Below are 20567 nucleotides of genomic sequence, written 5' to 3' on the forward strand. Positions count from 1 at the left end.
CTCATGGACCACAACCACTATTCCGACAGTTTCATCCGCCGCATCCTGACTTCGGTCAAGACCATAGCCCTTGTCGGTGCGTCTCCAAATGAGTCGCGCCCCAGCAACACGGTGATGCAGTTCCTCCTTGCCAAGGGTTACAAGGTCTTTCCGGTCAATCCCGGGCACAAGGGCAAGCAGATTCATGGCCAAACGGTCTACGCCCGCCTTGCCGATATTCCCGAGCCGTTCGACATGGTCGATGTGTTCCGCAATTCGGCGGCTCTCCCCGCACTCGTCGATGAGGTCCTGGCGCTGGAGCAGCGCCCGAGAGTCTTCTGGGCGCAGGTTGGGGTGCGCGACGAGGGTGCGGCGCGCAAAGCCGAAACGGCTGGTCTGACTGTGGTAATGGATCGCTGCCCGGCCATAGAGTATGCATTGCTCGGTCTCGATCAGGGGTGAGCCGCCGGTTCGATTTCACCGAAACCATTGTCCAAGGCATTGGAATCTCAAGCTTGGGCTGAAATTGGTCGATGTTGCTTTGCAAACATGCGCTGTAGGCTCCAGCGTCGTCATTCCATAGTTTGCCCGATTATCCCGACAGGAGGAACACCATGGCGCATCGCGCACCCGGAATAGAAACACTTGCCGTTCACGCTGGCGCCAAGCCCGATCCTGCGACAGGCGCACGCGCGACGCCGATCTATCAGACGACCGCGTTCGTCTTCGAGGATGCCGACCATGCTGCGTCGCTGTTCGGGCTGAAGGCTTTCGGCAATATTTATTCGCGCATCACCAACCCAACCAATGCGGTGCTGGAGGAACGGGTCGCAGCGCTGGAGGGGGGCACTGCCGCGCTGAGTGTTGCCTCCGGTCATGCGGCGCAGCTTCTGGTCTTCCACACCCTTCTGCAGCCGGGCGACAATTTCGTTGCGTCGAACAAGCTTTATGGCGGCTCGATCAACCAGTTCGGCCAGTCTTTCAAATCATTTGGCTGGCAGGTGCGCTGGGCGGAGGGCGACGATCCCGCCTCGTTCGAAGCGCAGATCGATGATCGTACGCGGGCGGTGTTCATCGAAAGCATCGCCAATCCGGGCGGGATCATTACGGATATTGCGGCCATCGCCGGGATAGCCCATCGCCGCGGCATCCCGCTCATCGTCGACAACACGCTCGCGTCGCCCTATCTCATTCGGCCGATCGAGCATGGCGCCGATATCATTGTGCATTCCGCCACCAAGTTTCTCGGCGGCCATGGCAATTCCATGGGTGGGATCATCGTCGATTGCGGTACCTTCGACTGGTCGAAATCCGGCAATTATCCCCTGCTGTCGGAGCCGCGACCGGAATATAACGGCGCCGTCCTCCACGAAACTTTCGGCAATTTTGCATTTGCCATCGCCTGCCGCGTTCTTGGCCTGCGCGATCTCGGTCCGGCGCTTTCGCCGTTCAATGCGTTCCAGATCCTCACGGGTATTGAGACCTTGCCGCTGCGCATGCAGCGCCATGCCGAAAATGCCCTGACGGTCGCCACATGGTTGCAAAGGCAGGAGGGGGTTGCGTGGGTCAGCTATGCCGGCCTGCCCGAGGACTCCTATCACGCATTGCAGCAGAAATATGCGCCTAAGGGCGCTGGTTCCGTTTTCACCTTCGGCCTGCGCGGCGGTTACGATGCCGGCGTCAAATTCGTCGAGGCGCTGCAACTCTTCTCGCACCTTGCCAATATTGGCGATACGCGATCGCTGGTCATCCATCCAGCCTCCACCACCCACCGCCAGCTAAGCGACGAACAGAAGGTCGCGGCGGGGGCCGGGCCCGATGTGGTACGACTTTCCATCGGCATTGAAAGCGTTGAAGATATCATCACCGATCTCGAACAGGCATTGAGCAAGGCAGGCTAATGGGGCATCTCGTTAAAATCGGCATTGACGGAATCGAGCCGGAACGCGGTGCCCCTGCGGCGGACCGGGTCGTTTCGGGTAATCCGCAATTCCGCACCTGGAACGCCGAGGAGGCAGATGGCGGCCTCTATGCCGGCATCTGGGAGGCGACGCCGGGCAAATGGCAGATCGTCTATGACGAGTGGGAGTTTTGCCACATCCTTTCAGGCCGCTCCATTGTCACCGAGGAAGGTGGCGACCCGCATCACCTCGGTGCCGGCGACAGTTTCGTTTTGCGCCCGGGATTTCGCGGAACGTGGGAAGTCCTGGAGACGACGCGCAAGGAATATGTGATCAGGCTTTGATTACCAGGTGACGTCGAGCCTTTCGAGCCCGTGGAAATGGTAGGTGTTGCGATAGCGCGGCACGTCGCGAAGCTTCAGATTGGGTAGCCGGTCGAAGAGCACCTTGAGCGCCACCTGCAGTTCAAGCCGCGCCAGCGGCGCGCCGATGCAAAAGTGGATGCCTGCGCCAAATGAGAGATTTTTCTGGTCCGTGCGCTCGGGCCGGAAAGTTTCGGGCGATTGAAAGACCAGCGGGTCGCGGTTGGCAGCGCCGAGCATCAATCCGATCTGGTCGCCGGGCTTGAGCGTGATGCCATCCCCGAGATCGATCGCCTCATAGGCATAGCGGGTAAACATGTGGAGCGGTGCATCGTACCTGATGCATTCCTCCCCGGTTTTGGCCGTGGTTTCCGCATCGGCCAGAAGGCTTGCGGGATTTGTGCCGCTTTCAAGGATGGTCTTAACCGCATTACCGGTCTGGTGCACCGTTGCCTCATGGCCGGCGTTGAGAAGCAGGATGGCCGTTGTGATGAGTTCGTCTTCCGTCAGCCTTGCCCCGTCTGCCTCCGCGGCAAGCAAGAGGCTCAACAGGTCGTCGGCGGGTTCTGACCGGCGCTTGCCGGCATAGTCGCGCAGAAATTGTGAGAATTCCGCCGCGGCGGCGTTCGCGCTTTCTTCCGACTGACGGGTTCGGCCATGCATGTACATCGCAACGATGCGGTGCGACCAATCCAGAAGCTGCGGCGCGGCTTGCGTCGGCACACCAAGCATTTCCGCGATAACAGTCACGGGAATAGGCGTGGCAAATTCCGCGATCAGGTCGGCTTGGCCTCTTGGCTCGAACTTGTCGATCAGATCGTTTGCCAATGCCTCGATGCGCGGGCGCAGCCGCTCCACCTGGCGCGAAACGAAAGCGCGATTGACCAGCGTGCGCAACCGCGTGTGGACCGGCGGCTCGAGTTCAAGCATCGAGAACTTCTCGATGTGGTCGAAATCCGTCAGATGCGAGCGGTCGCCGGCTCTGCCTTGCGAATCGGCATCGCTGTGCCGCTTTTCCCGGCCGAAACGCCGATCACGCAACAGCCGGTTGACGGCATCGTAGCCGATGAAGCACCAGAATCCGTAGTTTTCCCAGAAGAAACTGGAACCTGCCGCATGGAGGTGCGCATAGGCCGGGTAGGGGTCCTGAAAGAAGCTCGGGTCCCGCGGATCGAGCTGCAGATGGCGGCGTTCGGGATCGTGGCGAAACGATGCGGGGAGGGTCATTGGTATTTTCCGTGCGTGATCAGGGGTTGAGCATTCACTACATATCGTTTCATATTTCAGCCCCCAAGACTGATACAGGAATCCCACCATGAAAATCACCATTGTCGGCGCTGGCATCGCCGGATTGTCGACGGCTTGGTCCCTGACCAAGGCCGGCCATCTGGTCACGCTCCTTGAACAGGGGCCGATCCCCAATCCGCTCGCCGCCTCGGGCGACCACCACCGCATCATACGCCGGGCCTATGGCAAGGCCGGCGGATATGCCGACGCCATCTCCGAAGCCTACGAGGCCTGGGACGAGCTTTGGCACGATATTGGGACGAGCCACCTTGATCCACGCGGTTTCATTTGCGTATCGCGGGAGGCCGGCGATGACACGGATGAATATCGTGAAGGGCTTGAGCAGGGAGGCTATCCGCTCGAAATCTATGAGCCCAGGGATGCCGTTGAGCGCTACGCCTATCTTGAGGAAGGCACGTTCCGCTACGCGTTCTTCTCGCCGGAGGGCGGCGCGCTTCATTGCCGAAAAATCGCAACGGACTTGGCGCATTGGCTGCGCGAAAAGGGCGCGAGGGTCATGGAAAACGCCCGGGTCGTTTCGGTCGACACGGATTTGGCCACAGTCCGCCTCGCCGATGGCACAGTCATCGAAGCGGATCGCGTGATCGTCACCGCAGGCGCCTGGGTCACCAAACTCTTCCCGGAGCTTGCAACAAACCTGACAACCTATCGCACCGCTGTTGTCTATCTCGACCCGCCTGCGGACTTGCGGTCAGCATGGGAGAATTCGCCCGTGGTCCTCGACGTCGGCGGGGGTACTGACGGTTACATCATACCGGCAAGCGGCGGTGGTGGTCTCAAATTCGGAACCGGGCTTCATAAGCGCCAGAGCAGCGACGCTGATCTCGACCGTGTAGCGGCGGAAGGTGAGGGCGAGGCCATACGCGCTCATTTCGCGCCGCCGATGAAGCGGCTTTCGGAGTACAGAGTGGTGGACGTGGTCACCTGCGCTTACACGTTTACCGCCGATGAGCGCTTCTTCGCTTCGGAAATCGGAAAATGCCTAATCGTTTCAGCCTGTTCCGGCCATGGCTACAAGTTTGGTGCGGCTGTCGGCAGGCGCGTCGCCCGCTCCCTTGACGATGGCAGCCTGCCCTTGCTGCAGCGCTGGCTGCGCGCGGAAGCGGCATGATCGCTGGCAACCCGCCCGGCATGGTCACGCGAGGATCTTGCGGAAACGGGTTGCGAAGCCCTATGTATCGAAAGTGTCATCCACGAATCTGGGGCATGCCCCATTATTCTCAAAACGCTGAGGCCCACCGATGAGAGATCCAATCGAAACAGCTATGAACCTCGTGCCTATGGTCGTCGAACAGACCAATCGGGGCGAGCGGGCCTATGATATTTTCTCGCGCCTGCTGAAAGAACGCATTATTTTCATTACCGGACCCATCGAGGACGGCATGGCGACGCTGATCTGCGCGCAGTTGCTATTCCTTGAATCGGAAAATCCGAAAAAAGAAATCAACATGTATATCAACTCCCCCGGCGGCGTCGTCACCTCCGGCATGGCAATCTATGACACGATGCAGTTCATTCGCCCCGCCGTGGCAACGCTCTGCTTCGGTCAGGCCGCTTCGATGGGGTCGCTCCTGCTGACGGCCGGCGCAAAGGACATGCGCTTTGCCCTGCCGAATGCCCGCATCATGCTGCACCAGCCTTCGGGCGGCTTCCAGGGACAAGCCTCCGACATCGAGCGCCATGCCCAGGACATCATCAAGCTGAAGCGCCGCCTCAATGAAATCTACGTGAAGCACACGGGGCGTGATTATGAGACGATCGAGCGCACGCTCGACCGCGACCATTTCATGACGGCACAGGAATCACTTGAATTCGGCTTGATCGACAAGGTGCTTGAGTCCCGCGAACTTCTGGAAGGCGAGATAAAGTAACCGGCTAATTCCCGCATCGGGGTCTGAAATGAACATTTTTTGACACCGATGCGGACTTTCTGCCACACAACCGGCTTGCATAGAGGCCAACAGACGCTACGTTAAGCCATTGTGAGTTAGGAAGCCCGATCTGCATACGTCTATTCACTTCCGTCGGTTGGAAGTGACGGTCCTGAGAGAGCGGGGCCGATACTGAAAGGAAACTGCAATGAGCAAAGTCAGCAACGGCGGCGGCGATTCCAAGAATACGCTTTATTGCTCGTTTTGCGGAAAGAGCCAGCACGAAGTTCGCAAGCTGATTGCGGGCCCGACTGTATTCATCTGCGATGAATGCGTCGAATTGTGCATGGACATCATCCGCGAGGAAAACAAATCCTCGATGGTGAAATCCCGCGAAGGCGTCCCGACGCCGCAGGAAATCATGGCTGTTCTCGATGATTATGTCATCGGTCAGAGCCATGCCAAGCGTGTTCTCTCTGTCGCTGTGCACAACCACTACAAGCGGTTGGCGCACGCATCGAAAAACAATGAAGTCGAACTGGCGAAGTCCAACATCCTCCTGGTTGGCCCGACCGGTTGCGGCAAGACCTATCTGGCTCAATCGCTTGCACGCATCATCGACGTGCCATTCACCATGGCGGACGCGACGACGCTGACGGAAGCTGGTTATGTCGGCGAGGATGTCGAAAACATCATCCTCAAGCTGCTGCAATCTGCCGACTACAATGTCGAGCGGGCGCAGCGCGGCATCGTCTATATCGACGAGGTCGACAAGATCAGCCGCAAGTCCGACAATCCGTCGATCACCCGCGACGTGTCGGGCGAGGGCGTGCAGCAAGCCTTGCTGAAGATCATGGAAGGTACGGTTGCTTCCGTCCCGCCGCAGGGCGGCCGCAAGCATCCGCAGCAGGAATTCCTGCAGGTCGACACGACGAACATCCTGTTCATCTGCGGCGGCGCCTTTGCTGGTCTCGACAAGATCATCTCGGCTCGCGGCGAAAAGACCTCCATCGGCTTCAGTGCCTCGGTCAAGGCTCCGGACGATCGTCGCGTCGGCGCGATCTTCCGCGAACTCGAGCCGGAGGATCTGTTGAAGTTTGGCCTCATTCCTGAATTCGTGGGCCGCCTGCCGGTCATCGCTACCCTCGAGGACCTTGATGAAGTCGCTCTGGTGCAGATTTTGTCTGAACCGAAGAACGCCCTGGTCAAGCAGTATCAGCGCCTGTTCGACATGGAAAACGTCGAATTGACGTTCCACGAGGACGCGTTGAAGGCGATTGCCAAGAAGGCGATTGCCCGCAAGACCGGCGCACGCGGCCTGCGTTCGATCATGGAGAAGATCCTGCTCGACACGATGTACGAATTGCCGACGCTCGACGGTGTCCAGGAAGTCGTCATCTCCGGCGATGTGGTGGAGGGCAATTCACGCCCGCTCTACATCTATGCCGAACGCAAGGAAGAGAAAGGCAATGTTTCCGCCTGATCGCGGAGAGATTGGCTGCTAAATGCGAAAGGCTCCGCACACCTGCGGAGCTTTTCTGTTTTATATGTCGGCTGAATTGCGCTAAAGGTTGCATGAGGTTGGTTGACACCATCGAGCGCTGTTCGAAAGGCAATGAAGAGCAGACGGCGTATGTGGATGATTTCCACGATAATCACACCGTCGCACCCTACTTGTTGCCTTGCGGAAGATTGCGCTCCGAAATTTGCAGGAGCAGGATAGATTACGATTCTGTGACTGTGCTTGGGGCCGGGATGCTTGAAACAGGCGGGCCGCCACTCCAAGTAATGAGGTAAGCCGCACAACCGGTAGTACGCCGCTCATGCTGATCCCCGAAAGTGGACGCTTTTTGGAATGATCATGCAACCCATGGGTACCCGGGCGTGGCGATCTGGCCAGATGGCCTGAGAAAGGACATGAAATGACGGTTGCAAGCAAGAAGACACCAGCGGGTGGCCAGAGCGGGCTTTATGCCGTTCTGCCGTTGCGCGATATCGTTGTCTTCCCCCACATGATCGTTCCACTCTTCGTCGGCCGCGAAAAGTCCATTCGTGCGCTTGAGGAAGTCATGGGCGTCGACAAGCAAATTCTGCTTGCCACACAGAAGAACGCTGCGGATGATGATCCGCAGGCCGACGCGATCTACACGGTTGGCACGATTGCCAACGTGCTGCAGCTTCTGAAACTGCCGGATGGTACGGTCAAGGTGCTCGTCGAGGGCATCGCCCGCGCCGAAATCACCGGTTTCAGCGATCGCGAGGAATATCACGAAGCCACTGCCGTAACGCTCGCAGAACCCGAGGAAGATCCTGTCGAGATCGAAGCGCTTGCGCGTTCGGTCGTCTCGGATTTCGAGAATTACGTCAAGCTCAACAAGAAGATTTCGCCGGAAGTCGTCGGCGCCGCCGGACAGATCGAGGATTACTCGAAGCTGGCCGATACGGTCGCCTCACATCTAGCGATCAAGATTCCCGAAAAGCAGGACATGCTTTCGATTCTTTCGGTGCGCGCACGGCTCGAGAAAGCCATGTCGTTCATGGAATCGGAAATCTCCGTCCTGCAGGTGGAAAAGCGCATCCGCTCGCGCGTCAAGCGCCAGATGGAGAAGACCCAGCGCGAGTACTACCTGAATGAACAGATGAAGGCGATTCAGAAGGAACTCGGCGATGGCGAAGACGGCCGCGACGAGGCAGCCGAGCTGGAAGACCGGATCAAGAAGACCAAGCTTTCGAAGGAAGCGCGCGAGAAGGCCAATGCCGAGCTTAAGAAGCTGCGGCAGATGAGCCCGATGTCCGCCGAGGCGACCGTCGTTCGCAACTATCTTGACTGGCTGCTGTCCATTCCTTGGGGCAAGAAGTCGAAGATCAAGAACGATCTCAACCTCGCCGACGAGATCCTCGATGCCGAGCATTACGGGCTCGACAAGGTCAAGGACCGTATCGTTGAGTACCTCGCCGTGCAGGCGCGCTCGACCAAGATCAAAGGTCCGATCCTCTGCCTCGTCGGTCCTCCCGGCGTCGGCAAGACCTCGCTTGCCCGCTCGATCGCCAAGGCGACGGGGCGTGAATATATCCGCATGTCGCTCGGCGGCGTGAGGGATGAGGCTGAGATCCGCGGTCACCGCCGTACCTATATCGGTTCGATGCCCGGCAAGGTCATCCAGTCGATGAAGAAGGCCAAGAAGTCGAATCCGCTCTTCCTGCTCGATGAGATCGACAAGATGGGCCAGGACTTCCGCGGCGATCCGTCCTCTGCGTTGCTCGAGGTGCTTGATCCGGAACAGAACTCGACGTTCATGGATCACTATCTCGAGGTCGAGTACGACCTGTCGAATGTGATGTTCGTGACGACGGCCAATACGCTGAATATTCCAGGCCCCTTGATGGACCGCATGGAGATCATCCGTATTGCCGGCTACACGGAAGACGAGAAGCTGGAAATCGCCAAGCGGCACCTGTTGCCCAAGGCTATCCGCGATCATGCATTGCAGCCGAAGGAGTTCTCGGTTTCAGAGGGTGCCATCCGCGCTATCATCCGCAACTATACGCGGGAAGCCGGTGTGCGCAGTCTCGAACGTGAACTGATGAAGCTCGCCCGGAAAGCCGTCACCGAAATTCTGAAGACCAAGAAGAAGGCGGTGAAGGTTACGGAAAGCAACATCGACGACTATCTCGGTGTCGAGAAGTTCCGTTTCGGCCAGATCGACGGCGAAGACCAGGTCGGTGTCGTAACAGGTCTTGCCTGGACCGAGGTGGGCGGCGAATTGCTGACCATCGAAGGTGTCATGATGCCCGGCAAGGGCCGCATGACAGTGACGGGCAACCTGCGCGATGTGATGAAGGAATCGATTTCCGCAGCGGCTTCCTATGTCCGCTCGCGCGCGATTGATTTCGGCGTCGAGCCGCCTCTCTTCGATCGCCGCGACATCCACGTGCACGTGCCGGAAGGCGCAACGCCGAAAGACGGACCCTCGGCCGGTATAGCGATGGTTACGGCCATCGTATCGATACTGACGGGCATTCCGGTTCGCAAGGATATCGCCATGACCGGCGAGATCACGCTGCGTGGCAGGGTCCTTCCGATCGGCGGCCTCAAGGAGAAGCTGCTTGCCGCGCTGCGCGGTGGCATAAAGACTGTTCTGATCCCGCAGGATAACGCCAAGGACCTGGTGGAAATACCTGACAATGTGAAGAACGGCCTCGAGATCATTCCGGTCTCGCATGCCAACGAGGTGATCAAGCACGCTCTGATCCGTCAGCCGGAGCGGATCGAGTGGACCGAGCCAGCACATGTGCCGGCCGCGCCTGTCGAGGATGAAACGGCAGCGCAAGTCGCTCACTAGGCGAACGCATAAACAAAAGGCCGGGCAAGCAATTGCCCGGCCTTTTTGATTCGGCGCTTGAATTCAGATAGCGCCGCCGAGAATGCCGAGCCCCGTGGCAGCGGCGATCGCTCCGACGATGCGTATTAGATTGGGACCGAAGCGCTCGCCAAGTTTGGCGACCCCGACACCGATGGTGATGCCTGCAAGGTGAAGAAGGGCGGTGGCGGCGATGAATCCGGCGCCGTAGGCGTAGCCGGCAACATCCATCGGCATCTCCGCGCCATGCGCATGGCCGTGGAAGGTGGCAAACAGCCCTGCGAGGGCAACGGCAACGGCGACCGGCGGCTTGACCTCAAACGCAACCGCGGCGCCGAGCACGATTACCGATGCTGCGATACCGACCTCGACGAACGGCATGCCAAGGCCGGCAAAGCCCAGCGCAGCGCCGGCGCTCATCATGCCGATAAAAGCAAGGGGCAGGAGCCACAATGCACGCCCGCCCATCTGTACGGCGAGGATACCGAGAAGCACCATGGCAAGGATATGGTCGAGACCGGTTAAAGGATGGGCGAATCCGTGCGCAAATCCGCCTGTATCGCCGAGGCCCACATGGGCATGGGCAAGGGACGGTAATAGGCTGGCGGCAAGGGCTAAAGCGATTCTGAAGGTGAAGGTGCGGAGGGCTGGCATGTTCTGTTCCCGTGTTTCAGCGTTCTTGGAAGGAGGCTGAAGCCATTGTTGCCGAGATGGGCCGCGAGAGAAAGAGGAAATACTGACAGCGGCATAAAATCAGCGGTCATCGCTGTCGCGATCGCCTGTCTCTCAGATACGGTTTGGGAGATGAATGGTGGGCGATGAGAGACTCGAACTCCCGACATCTTCGGTGTAAACGAAGCGCTCTACCAACTGAGCTAATCGCCCTACGCAAAGGGTATGGACGGAGCGTTTATGCGTTTAGCGCGATATTGGCAAGAGGGTTGCGACACTTTTATGATTTCCGCAAAGAGTTTTTCACATTCGCATTTTTCCTGTTCGGTTGTGCTTGACACACCCCCGCGAACCCCTTAAACGACCGCTCACGCCGGACGAAATGTTCGGCACGAAAGTGCGCGGGTGTAGCTCAGTTGGTTAGAGTGCCGGCCTGTCACGCCGGAGGTCGCGGGTTCGAGCCCCGTCACTCGCGCCACTTTTCTCAATAAAATCAATAGCTTGATTTGTTGCGCGAAAATGGCGCCCAGCACATTTTCCACCTTGTCCCGATTTAGTGGCGCCCGATCACTCAATTACCCGCCCAGGTATCTATTAGTTGCCGATCGGTAGGCTCTCCTCAGCATGTTCTCATTCCAGTTGTAACGCAGCAGCCATTTAGGGTGTGGCATTCCTTTCGAGGTTTCGCAGCAGCATGCGAACCATTAGGGATATAGCCAAATGGCTATTCCTACGCCCAAACGGCTGTAGACGAATTGCAGGCTCTTCTTTTTCGCCGTTCGCCTTCACAATAGCGGACAATAAGAACCATGCGCCCGCGTGTTTTGTCGGGACCGTGCGTGTAAGCGGAGTGGAGAGACGTCATGGCGGATAATCGGCCCGTAGCGGAAGAAGCGCTCAATCCGAGCGTCAATCAAAGCATGATCCCGGGTTCCGCTTCGGGGCATCTGGCGCTCGTGCCAACATGGCTTCCGCTCGAAGTTCTTCCGAGCAGTTCCGCCGGCAGCGGTGGCGATGGGATCGCCATCGGGCTCATATCGGCCAATCCGCTCGCGATCTTTACGCCTTCCAATGCTGCCATCGCTGGCCCTCATTCCTCGGCCGACGCCAATCAGGGTAACAATGCGCTGATGAATCAGCACGTTACCGAAATGGCCGGCATGGGCGGAGACGGCGGCAGCGGCAATGTCGTTTTGAATGGCGGGGGAGGCGATACCGTGAACCACGCCGGCACCGGCGGCAACGGTATTTTCTACGGGGGCATGGTCAGCTCTGACGTCGGGGTCTTTGCTCCAGTCAATACGGCCGTATCCTGGGGTTCAGGCTCGCATGCGGCGGCCCATCAGGACAACAATGCCCTGTTCTTGCAGGGCGCGACCCAGATCGGTGGCATCGGCGGTGATGGCGGCGACCACAATGGTGCCATCACCAACTCGCCTGGCGGTGCCGGAACGGCGCTCACCTATAGCGGCGATCTTTATGCCGGGCACGGTGGCAACGGGTACTTCATCGGCAGCATGATCGATGTGAACGTAGCCATCTTTTCGCCAATCAACATCGCGGTTGGCGCAGCTGGCGGATCGGCCGAAGCTCACCAGACGAACAATGTTGTTTTTGATCAGGGTGCCGTCCAAATCGCCGGTATCGGCGGAGACGGTGGCGGCTTCAATTTAAGTTCAGATACGATCTTCACCGGTTCCGGCATGGGCTCGGGAGGCGGCGGCGGCTCCGGTTATTCGAACGGCAGCATCGTCGATGTCAATGTCGGCTATTTCCATCCTGTCAATATTGCCGTTCCGGCGGGCGGCACCGCGGACGCCCAACAGATCGACCACGTGCTCTATGACCAGCATGCGCTGCAGATGGCTGGCATCGGCGGGCATGGCGGCGAGGGTAACCTGACGGTCGATCACGCCTCACTCGTGGACGACATCATGTCGTTCATGCACGCTTAAAGTGCGCTAGCCTACAAAGCAAACAGGGCTTTTTCTGCAGACGGCGGGCATTGCGCCCGCCGTCTGCAGGTCGTTTTGGCTGAAGGATACATCCATTTGTCCGTTCCCGGACTACATACCACTCTTCGAAGCCACCCCGCCCAAAGGAACATCCCCGAATATCTAGCTAGTTCGCCGGCCCGAACACGAGCACTCTTATGGGGCGGTTATCTTGCCTGGCGGAGACTGCTGGGTACCGGGCCGTGGGAGAAACACGGACAAAAACTAAAGTAGAGGAGTAAAATTATGCCTATTCCACAATTGTCTGACACCATCCAGCTCAATCATTCCGATGCAGGCGACGCCAATGCCGGCAATGGCGGCGATGGATACAATGAGGGCACGATCAACTTCAGCCCTACAGCCTATTTTGAAGCCTCACAGACTGTCGAAGGCGCACATACCAAATTGTACAACGGCGATGATGTCTGGCAGAAGGCGGATTGGGAAGCTGGTGGCGGCGGGCAGGGCGGTAACGCTTCGGCCCATGATGGCTTCCTGGCAGCGATCACCAATCTCGGTGCTGGCGGTGCAGGCGGCGACGCAACATCGAACGGCAGCCAGTCCAACAATAGCGGCGGCGACGTTGCAGCGGTTTCTGCTGCCACGACCGGCAACCAGCTGAACGAACTTGCTGCTGATCAGCACGCCACGATCCTTGCTGGCGTCGGCGGCAATGGCGGTAACGGCAACAATGCACTTGGCGGCGATATTTCCGCAGCCGTTGTTCACACGGATCCTGAAACCACAACGACGACGGTCAACAATGCGCTTGATCATTTCGTCAACGTGCTCGGCTCGATCGACCTGCACGATCTGGGATCATAAGCAGACCCCAGGAGGATCGCCGGTATATCCGGCGATCCTGCCTCTCCGAATGGTGTGACCACGCGTCTGCCTTGTCAGTACCCTGCGTATTGAGACCCCGATAATGACAACGAACCTCACACAATCCCAGCGCCAACCGACGCATCTGGTCCTCGCGCTCCGCGCCTGCGCCGGAGCCTTCGGGCTCGTCTTCGTCTATAGTTGCGGCTACAACCTTTTCTTGCTGGCCCCCTCGGTCTACCTCCTGCAAATCTACGATCGCGTGCTGTCGAGCCGTAGTGCCGACACGCTGGTGATGCTGACGTTGATCATTGCGGCAGCCGTGGTCGTGGGTTCGGCACTCGATATTGTGCGCCGCGCCGCGCTGTCGCGGATCGGCAGCTGGCTCGATCATCGGCTTCGTCCCATGGTACTGACCGCGTCATTCGAATACGCCGCGCGCGCCGATACCGGAACAGCCACCGATTGCTATCGCGATCTTGCCTCGCTGCGCCAGTTTCTCGATTCCCCCGCAAGCGCTCTGCTCTTCGATGTGCCCTGGGCGCCGGTGTTCCTGCTTCTGCTCTTCATGGTGCACCCTTTGCTTGGCGCCATCGGCCTCGTCAGCGCCGTATCGCTGCTGCTGCTTGCGCTGCTGACGGAGTTTGCGACACGCGAACCTCTGGCGCATGCGAATTTTGCGCTCGCACGCAGCTATTCCAAATTCGCAACCGCCCTTAAATATATACAGGTCATCCGCTCGATGGGCATGCAAGACGGCGCAGCGCAAATCGTCTATCGCGACGCCGAACTTGCCCGCAAGGCGCAGGACAGCGCCATGCACCGGACGGAAATCATCCTGGCATTTTCGAAATCGATCCGTACGCTGACGCAGATCCTGGTCATGGGCGCTGCCACCTGGCTTGTTCTTGAAGCCAATAGCAGCCCCGGCATCATCTTCGTCGCGAGCCTTCTGCTTGGCCGCGGGCTCGCGCCGGTCGAAGGGGCAATCGGCGCATGGCGGTCATTTGCCTTTGCCCGCAATGCCTTCAACCGGTTGAACAGAATGCTCATCGCCGTCCAGTCCGGCACCGATGCCCGCATCGTGCCGGTACCGGAATCGAGCGGCCTCGTACTCGACAATGTTGGCTACAAGCTCCCGTTCAAGGAAAAGAATCTGCTGGAGGGCGTGAATCTTCGACTAGCGCCCGGCGATTGTGTCGCCTTGATCGGTGCGTCGGGTTCCGGCAAATCGACGCTTGGCCGCATCATGGCCGGCGTCCTGCAGCCGACAAACGGATGCGCGCTTCTCGGAGGCGTCGATATATCGGCGCTACGGCTCTGCGGCGGCGCCGGCCATATCGGCTATCTTCCGCAGGATATCGAACTCTTTGGCGGTGCGATCAGGGATGTGATCGGGCGCCTTGACGGTGGCGACGCCAGCAAGGCCATCGAAGCGGCAAAACTTGTCGGGTTGCACGACACGATCATGCGGCTGCCGCAGGGCTACGATACTGATATCGGCGACGGCGGTGCCTTGCTGCTGCGCGCGCAGCGCCAGCAACTTGGATTGGCGCGCGCTGCCTACGGCAATCCCTCATTGGTTGTGCTCGACGATCCGAACTCGAGTCTCGATTTTGACGGTGAGCGCGTATTGTTCAACGCCATCGAGCGGATGAAGGCGCGCCGGATGACTGTCGTCATCATCACCCACCGCATGGGGCTGCTGCCCGTGACCAACAAGATTGCGATCATGCGTAATGGGACGGTCGACGCCTTCGGCGACAGCGACCACATCTACGACACCTATCTCCAGCCGCCGTCACCGGCAGGGACACAAGGATAGAGCCATGGCCCTCGTTCAATCCGAGATTCCGTCACGTATGACCGGAGCACTGAGCGTGATGCGCCGGACCGCTCTAGCCGGCACGAGTCTCAAAAGGCTTCTCAGCTATTCGCCACAAGGCACGCAGGTCAATACCCTGTTGGCTGCGCCGTCACCTATGTCACGGCTCCGCAGGGTCGCCCTGGTCGGCAACCTCCTGATCGGGGTGTTCATCATCGGCTTCGGCACATGGTCGATTTTCGCACCGCTCAAAAGCGCAGCGATCGCATCCGGGCTGGTCGAGCCGGAGTCGAGCCGCAAGACCATCCAGCATCTGGAGGGCGGCATCGTACGCCAGATTCTCGTCAAGAACGGCGATGCGGTAAAGGCCGGGCAGGTGCTCTTCCAGCTTGACGACACCAAGTCGCGTTCAGAGCGCGACAGCCTCCAGGGGCAGCTCTGGGATGCCAAGGCGAGTCACGCCCGCCTGCTCGCGGAGCAAAAGAACCTCGACCGCGTCGTGTACCCCATCGATCTTGAAGAAGTTCGCCACAACAACCCATCGGTTGACGGCATCCTCAGCGGTCAACAGCGGATCTTCGAGACTCGCAAACAGGTCCTCCAATCCGAAATTGCGATCACGCAAAAGAAGATGGAGCAGGTGCAGGAGGAAATCACCGGGCTTACGGCGCAAAAGGCTGCGCTGACAGAACGGGTCGAGATCGCCCGACAGGAACTCGAGACCGTAACGCCGCTCGCGATAAAGGGCCTCGAGCGCAAGAGCCGGCTACTCGTTCTTGGCCGGGAAAAAGCCGATCTCGATGGTCAGTTCGGTGAGGTCACCGCGCAGATTTCCCGCGCCTACCAGGTCATCAGCGAAAGCCAGGCATATCTGGTCAAGCTCGAAAGCGATCGCCTCAACGAGGTTTCGCAAGGCATGCGCGACACCGAAACGCAGATCCTGCAGCTGAGTGAACGCCTGCGTGCCATCGACGATCAATTGACGCGGACCTCGATCCGCGCGCCGGAAGACGGCACGATAATGGATTTGCGTGTCCATACGACGGGCGGCGTCATCGGTGAGGGGCAACCCTTGGTCGATCTCGTGCCGCGTGAAGACAAGCTTGTCGTCTCGGCGCGGGTGCGGCCGGAAGACATCAACGTCGTCCATCCGGGCCTGCAGGCGCAAGTCCACCTGCTTCCCTACAATCAACGCCGCGTCCCGCTGCTCAAGGGGATCGTCGAATACGTTTCGGCCGACCGTCTTGTCGACAAGCAGACGAGCCAACCCTATTACGCCGCGACCATCCGCGTGACCGACGAACGGCTGGCGAAGATGCGCGATGTGGAGCTCGTTCCGGGGATGCCTGCCCAGGCTCTGATCGAGACCGGCGAAAACAGCGTTGCATTCTACGCGCTGCGTCCCCTCATCGACAGCTTCCACCGCGCGTTCCGCGAAGACTGATATGGGCGTGGGACGGATCAATTCGGGCGGAACACCATGCCGGGTTGTTCCGCCGCATCCGCTTCGCCGGCAGCGGCCATCGAAGGATCGTATCGATGGGTAAGAGAAAGTTCGACGACGATCAAATCACAGGCATTCTGAAAGAACACCAGGCCGGAACGACGGTGGCCGAGGTTTGCCACCGGCACGGTATCAGTGAGCCGACATTCTATCGCTGGCAATCGCTGCAGTTCAAGAATGTCGGGTTCGACGCCAGAAGACTGAAAGCATTGGAAGAAGAAAATCAGAAGCTCAAGAAACTGCTCGCCGAGACCATGCTGGCCGCGGCGACGCTGAGTGAAATGCTTGAGAAGACCTCACGCGGAAATGCCTAGAAGCGATTCTACCCAAAGCCTCAGTTGGCCCTGACGTCCTGGTCTGCCATCGCCCTTTGGCCAAGGCGGGCAACGACTTCTGTACGGTTCTGGACCTGCAACTTACGCATGATGTGCTGCAGATGCATTTTCACCGTGTGGCCCGACAGGTTGAGTTTGCCAGCGATCACCTTGTTGGGGTGTCCACACTGCAATTCTGCGAGCACGTCCGCCTCGCGCGGCGTGAAATCGGCTATCGTCAAATAATCGGTATTAACGCTGATCACCTTGCGCGGCTCGTCTGCAGGCCCGCTTGGCGCAATGATTGCGCGACTGCGCGAAGGTGAGGCGACCAGCGGATGCGGGTAAAACACGCCGCCCGCCAATACAAGGCGCATGCCCGCGAGCGCAACATCGAGTGGAATGGATGTCGTGAAATAACCACGAATGCCCATTTCGAGCGCCTGCGAAGCCACGAACGTATCGTCAGTATTTGATAGAAGTGCGATCGAGGCTTCGGGGAAACGTTCCCTGATTGCGTCGAGATCGTCGTTGAGGCTGGTACTGTCCAGTGTTCGGCCGGCAAGGTCGAGTGCGATAAGCCGCACGTCCATTCCAAGAGCACTATCGAGAGTCTCTATTGAGACCATATCGATAAAGTCCCAGCCAGCGAGCTCGTGTTCGAGAAGTCTGACTATTGTCGTCCTTGCCAGTGTATGTTGCTCTATGACGATTACAGTCGGCGCATTACGCGCCTTACGGCGTTTTGTGTCAGAGTTAATGGACACGTGCAGCCCCCCTTGGATTTTTTGCAATCCATTTGCAACACATATTATTCCCGTTCGTGCGTCATGTCATGATAAAAAGGGGATTAACTCCAATCTGGACATAGGTATGCCTCCATAGGGCTATATCCTTTGGCTGATATCCAATGGTGCGGAGCGCTTTCCCGGTTGTTGCGTCAGTGCCAGTTTCTGTTATTGCGCGCGCCGTGAAGGCTCGCCTGATTGCTGGTTCGCAGGCCGCAATCGTAATAGCCCGAAGCGCATGAGCGTTCCGTCCGCCACATCGCGTTATAACGCGCGCGCCAGTCGCCTTTGGCACTGCTGCAGCCCATAAGCAGGCAAGCTGTAATGAGTGCGGCGATGGCTCTTGCGACTGTCATGCATTTCTCCTTGCCCTTGGAATGAGCTTGTCTCGGGTGGCACGGAACGTGGTAACGCGCTGCATACAGCCTATGCAACTTATAATCGTAAAGACAGGCGTTCCGGCTAACAAAGTCTTGGGCTCTCGATGACGCATATGTTATCTTAGATATAAAATCTCTATTCAGGGGTGGGACGTGTCGCCGGCCGTTACCCGAAAACAATGCTGATAGGACCCGTTACCGCTTGCAACTGCGAGCGTGTTGCGCGCGACGGAATTTCGCTGTCCAGGCGACGCGCTGGCGAGCGCCATGTCGTGAGATGCCTCATGGCGGCATGAGAGGGAAGCGTTAAGGCGTCTCGCGTCCAGCGAGACTAACCGGCACGGGAGGGCCGGCGCATGGGAGTGGAACAACATTTTCTTTCGGAAGATGAACGCGGCTTTGCGGGATTCTTTCCCGAGCATGCCAAGCTCGAGCAGATCGCAACCGGTCTAGTCTGGGCCGAGGGGCCGGTGTGGCTGAATGATATCCAGGAACTGCGCTTCTCAGATATCCCCAACAACCGGATGATGACATGGTCAGAAACAAAGGGCGTGCGGGTTTTCAGGCAACCTTCGCAACGTGCCAATGGCCACACGCTCGATGGCGACGGCGCAATGGTATCCTGCGAGCACGGCGGGCGTTGCGTCAGCCGAACCGGCACGGATGGCGCGTATGAGGTTCTTGCAACTCACTGGCAGGGCAAGCGGCTGAATTCGCCGAACGACGTTGTGGTCAAGTCCGACGGCTCAATATGGTTCACCGACCCGCCCTATGGGATCATTTCGGATTACGAGGGCATACGGGCCGACCGCGAGATCGACGGCAACAATGTCTATCGCATCGATCCTGATACCCGCGCCGTGGAATTGGTGGCCGATGATTTCGACAGGCCCAACGGACTTGCCTTTTCGCCCGACGAGAGCGTCCTTTACATCGCGGATTCAGGCCGGGCCGGCGGATTTGGTTTCGGCTTCGATGATACGCGCCCACATCATGTACGCGCATTGGATGTCGTCGACGGCCGCAAGCTTGGAAAAAGCCGGGTTGTCGCGGTTATCGACATAGTGCCGGATGGATTGCGTGTCGATACGGAGGGCCTTCTGTGGATATCCGCCGCGGACGGCGTCCATTGCTATACGCCGGCGGGCGAAAGGCTCGGCCGCGTTCTGGTCCCGGAGGTTGTCGCCAACCTGACGTTTGGCGGACCGTCCAAATCACGCCTTTTTATAACGGCGACGAGTTCGGTCTACGCGGTGGAGACCAGGAGACAGGGAGTACAGGCACCGTAATCGGCAGGCAACGACAATAAATCAACGGAGGAGGAGCAGAAATGAGCATGATTCTAAAGAGCATGATGATTTCGACAGCAGTCAGTCTGATGATGAGTGTATCCGCCTATGCTGCGGGCCCCGAGGTCGTAAAAGGCCCAAGCAAGGATGCCGAATGCTTCAAGCCGCAAACGTCCGAGACCAAGTTTTTCCAGTGGCCCAAGAAAGAAGGTCCCTATCGCATAGCCCTTGCCAATGGATTTATCGGCAATACCTGGCGCATCCAGATGATCCAGACCGCCAAAGCCTATGCTGCCTTGCCCGAAGTCAAAGCCAAGTTGAAGGAATTCAAGGTCGTATCGACCGGGGATGATGTCGCCGCACAGATTGCTGCCGTCGATAATTTCATCAATTCCGGCTACGATGCGATTGTTGTCAACGCGCAGAATCCAACCGCCTTCAAACCGGTAATCAAGCGCGCAAATGCCGCCGGCGTCGTCCTTGTTGCATTCGACAACACGCTCGATACGGATGAAGCCGTCAACGTGAATGTCGATCAGAAGGGCCTCGGTGAACTGTGGGGCAATTGGCTGGTCAAGAACGTGCCAGGCAACAAGGGCAAGCTCCTTGAAGTGCGCGGGGTCACCGGTACATCGGTCGACCGTGATCGCCATGAGGGCATTCAGGAAGTCCTGAAGAAGTCCGGCGGTCAATGGGAAACGGTGGAGGTGGTCGGCCGCTGGGATGACGGCACCGCCCAGAAGGTCGTTGCTGATGCCATCGCCGTCCACAAGCATTTCGACGGTGTGTCGGTACAGGGCGGCTCGACGGGTACGGTCCGCGCCATGATCGACGCGAAGCATCCATTCGTGCCCGTCGGCGGCGAAACCGAGAATGGTTTCCGCAAACTATGCGCCGAACATTCGAAGGATGGGCTGAAATGCACCTCCGCCGGGACCGGGCCGGCCCAGGTTGCGGTTGCCATCAAGACGGCGATAGCCGCGCTTGAGGGCGAGGTCGTGCCGCAGTCGATCTCGCTGCCACTGTCGATTGTCGAGGACCCGAACTTCAAGGACGGCGACAGCTACTATGCGAAGGAGAGCGACAACTTCTTCGTCGGCAATTCCTTCCCGACCTGCGGGATCAACTTCTCGGCACAAGAGATCATGGGCCAAACGAAGGCTGACCAGTAAGCGGCACCAACCGGGGCGC

At 58.7% G+C, this 20567-nt stretch carries 17 protein-coding genes, 2 tRNA genes and 1 pseudogene; 15 read left to right on the forward strand and 5 right to left on the reverse strand.

Translation table 11 applies throughout. The annotated features are described in order from the left end of the window. Positions 1-3: 3 nt before the first annotated feature. The 3 genes from BLR72_RS13170 to BLR72_RS13180 all read left to right on the forward strand — a co-directional run bounded on the left by BLR72_RS13170 (position 4) and on the right by BLR72_RS13180 (position 2224). On the forward strand, positions 4-441 hold the full coding sequence (locus BLR72_RS13170) for a CoA-binding protein (protein ID WP_027232443.1): 438 nt from the start codon (positions 4-6) through the stop codon (positions 439-441). A gap of 152 nt (positions 442-593) precedes the next feature. Next, entirely contained in the window at positions 594-1880 is a 1287-nt protein-coding gene (locus tag BLR72_RS13175) for an O-acetylhomoserine aminocarboxypropyltransferase (RefSeq protein WP_091949215.1), read from the forward strand. Next, entirely contained in the window at positions 1880-2224 is a 345-nt protein-coding gene (locus BLR72_RS13180) for a cupin domain-containing protein (RefSeq protein WP_091949218.1), read from the forward strand. Before BLR72_RS13175 ends, BLR72_RS13180 begins: the two co-directional genes overlap by 1 nt. Here BLR72_RS13180 and BLR72_RS13185 read toward each other — a convergent pair whose 3' ends face one another. Continuing rightward, entirely contained in the window at positions 2225-3469 is a 1245-nt protein-coding gene (locus tag BLR72_RS13185; RefSeq protein WP_244506696.1) for a cytochrome P450, read from the reverse strand. 88 nt (positions 3470-3557) lie between these two features. On the opposite strand from BLR72_RS13185, the gene BLR72_RS13190 reads away from it, so the two are divergent. From BLR72_RS13190 to lon, 4 genes are all read left to right on the forward strand, one after another. Continuing rightward, entirely contained in the window at positions 3558-4661 is a 1104-nt protein-coding gene (locus BLR72_RS13190; protein WP_091949224.1) for an NAD(P)/FAD-dependent oxidoreductase, read from the forward strand. A 130-nt stretch (positions 4662-4791) separates the two neighbouring features. Beyond that, positions 4792-5421, forward strand: coding sequence for an ATP-dependent Clp endopeptidase proteolytic subunit ClpP (gene clpP / locus BLR72_RS13195; RefSeq protein WP_027232448.1), 630 nt, complete (start codon positions 4792-4794; stop codon positions 5419-5421). Between the two features lie 208 nt (positions 5422-5629). Continuing rightward, positions 5630-6904, forward strand: coding sequence for an ATP-dependent Clp protease ATP-binding subunit ClpX (gene clpX, locus BLR72_RS13200; RefSeq protein ID WP_027232449.1), 1275 nt, complete (start codon positions 5630-5632; stop codon positions 6902-6904). 439 nt (positions 6905-7343) lie between these two features. Then, the gene (gene lon / locus BLR72_RS13205; protein ID WP_027232450.1) at positions 7344-9764 is read left to right on the forward strand and encodes an endopeptidase La; all 2421 of its coding nucleotides are present in this window, start codon (positions 7344-7346) and stop codon (positions 9762-9764) included. Positions 9765-9827: 63 nt separating this feature from the next. On the opposite strand, the gene BLR72_RS13210 is transcribed toward lon, so the two are convergent. Both BLR72_RS13210 and BLR72_RS13215 read right to left on the reverse strand, forming a co-directional pair. Beyond that, entirely contained in the window at positions 9828-10436 is a 609-nt protein-coding gene (locus tag BLR72_RS13210) for a HupE/UreJ family protein (protein WP_091949227.1), read from the reverse strand. Between the two features lie 155 nt (positions 10437-10591). Further along, positions 10592-10667 (reverse strand) — tRNA-Val (locus tag BLR72_RS13215). A gap of 188 nt (positions 10668-10855) precedes the next feature. Between BLR72_RS13215 and BLR72_RS13220 the strand changes: the two genes are divergently transcribed. From BLR72_RS13220 to BLR72_RS13245, 6 genes and pseudogenes are all read left to right on the forward strand, one after another. Next, positions 10856-10932 (forward strand) — tRNA-Asp (locus BLR72_RS13220). A gap of 442 nt (positions 10933-11374) precedes the next feature. Beyond that, positions 11375-12409, forward strand: coding sequence for a hypothetical protein (locus BLR72_RS13225; RefSeq protein ID WP_244506705.1), 1035 nt, complete (start codon positions 11375-11377; stop codon positions 12407-12409). A 285-nt stretch (positions 12410-12694) separates the two neighbouring features. Continuing rightward, positions 12695-13276 carry a PE-PGRS family protein gene (locus tag BLR72_RS13230; RefSeq protein ID WP_091922523.1) on the forward strand — a complete coding sequence of 194 codons (582 nt, stop codon included), beginning with the start codon at positions 12695-12697 and terminating at the stop codon, positions 13274-13276. Between the two features lie 103 nt (positions 13277-13379). Further along, the gene (locus BLR72_RS13235; RefSeq protein ID WP_091922524.1) at positions 13380-15101 is read left to right on the forward strand and encodes a type I secretion system permease/ATPase; all 1722 of its coding nucleotides are present in this window, start codon (positions 13380-13382) and stop codon (positions 15099-15101) included. A 4-nt stretch (positions 15102-15105) separates the two neighbouring features. Next, positions 15106-16545 (forward strand): HlyD family type I secretion periplasmic adaptor subunit, encoded by a 1440-nt coding sequence (locus tag BLR72_RS13240; RefSeq protein WP_027232458.1) that lies wholly within the window; start codon positions 15106-15108, stop codon positions 16543-16545. Positions 16546-16640: 95 nt separating this feature from the next. Continuing rightward, positions 16641-16898: pseudogene (locus BLR72_RS13245) on the forward strand (transposase); the annotation flags it as partial. Positions 16899-16939: 41 nt separating this feature from the next. On the opposite strand, the gene BLR72_RS13250 reads toward BLR72_RS13245, so the two are convergent. Further along, complete coding sequence (locus BLR72_RS13250; protein ID WP_091922526.1) at positions 16940-17686, reverse strand: LuxR C-terminal-related transcriptional regulator; 747 nt, start codon at positions 17684-17686, stop codon at positions 16940-16942. Positions 17687-17859: 173 nt separating this feature from the next. Next, positions 17860-18063, reverse strand: a complete 204-nt coding sequence (locus BLR72_RS13255) for a hypothetical protein (protein ID WP_091922528.1) — start codon at positions 18061-18063, stop codon at positions 17860-17862. A gap of 380 nt (positions 18064-18443) precedes the next feature. Between BLR72_RS13255 and BLR72_RS13260 the strand changes: the two genes are divergently transcribed. Together BLR72_RS13260 and BLR72_RS13265 are read left to right on the forward strand one after the other, a co-directional pair. Next, positions 18444-19376 carry an SMP-30/gluconolactonase/LRE family protein gene (locus tag BLR72_RS13260; RefSeq protein WP_091949232.1) on the forward strand — a complete coding sequence of 311 codons (933 nt, stop codon included), beginning with the start codon at positions 18444-18446 and terminating at the stop codon, positions 19374-19376. A 41-nt stretch (positions 19377-19417) separates the two neighbouring features. Then, a complete protein-coding gene (locus BLR72_RS13265) occupies positions 19418-20548 on the forward strand; it encodes a sugar ABC transporter substrate-binding protein (RefSeq protein ID WP_091922531.1) in 1131 nt (376 codons plus the stop codon). The last annotated feature ends 19 nt before the right edge of the window (positions 20549-20567 follow it).

It is taken from the genome of Phyllobacterium sp. YR620 (assembly GCF_900104165.1).
Classification (GTDB): domain Bacteria; phylum Pseudomonadota; class Alphaproteobacteria; order Rhizobiales; family Rhizobiaceae; genus Phyllobacterium; species Phyllobacterium pellucidum.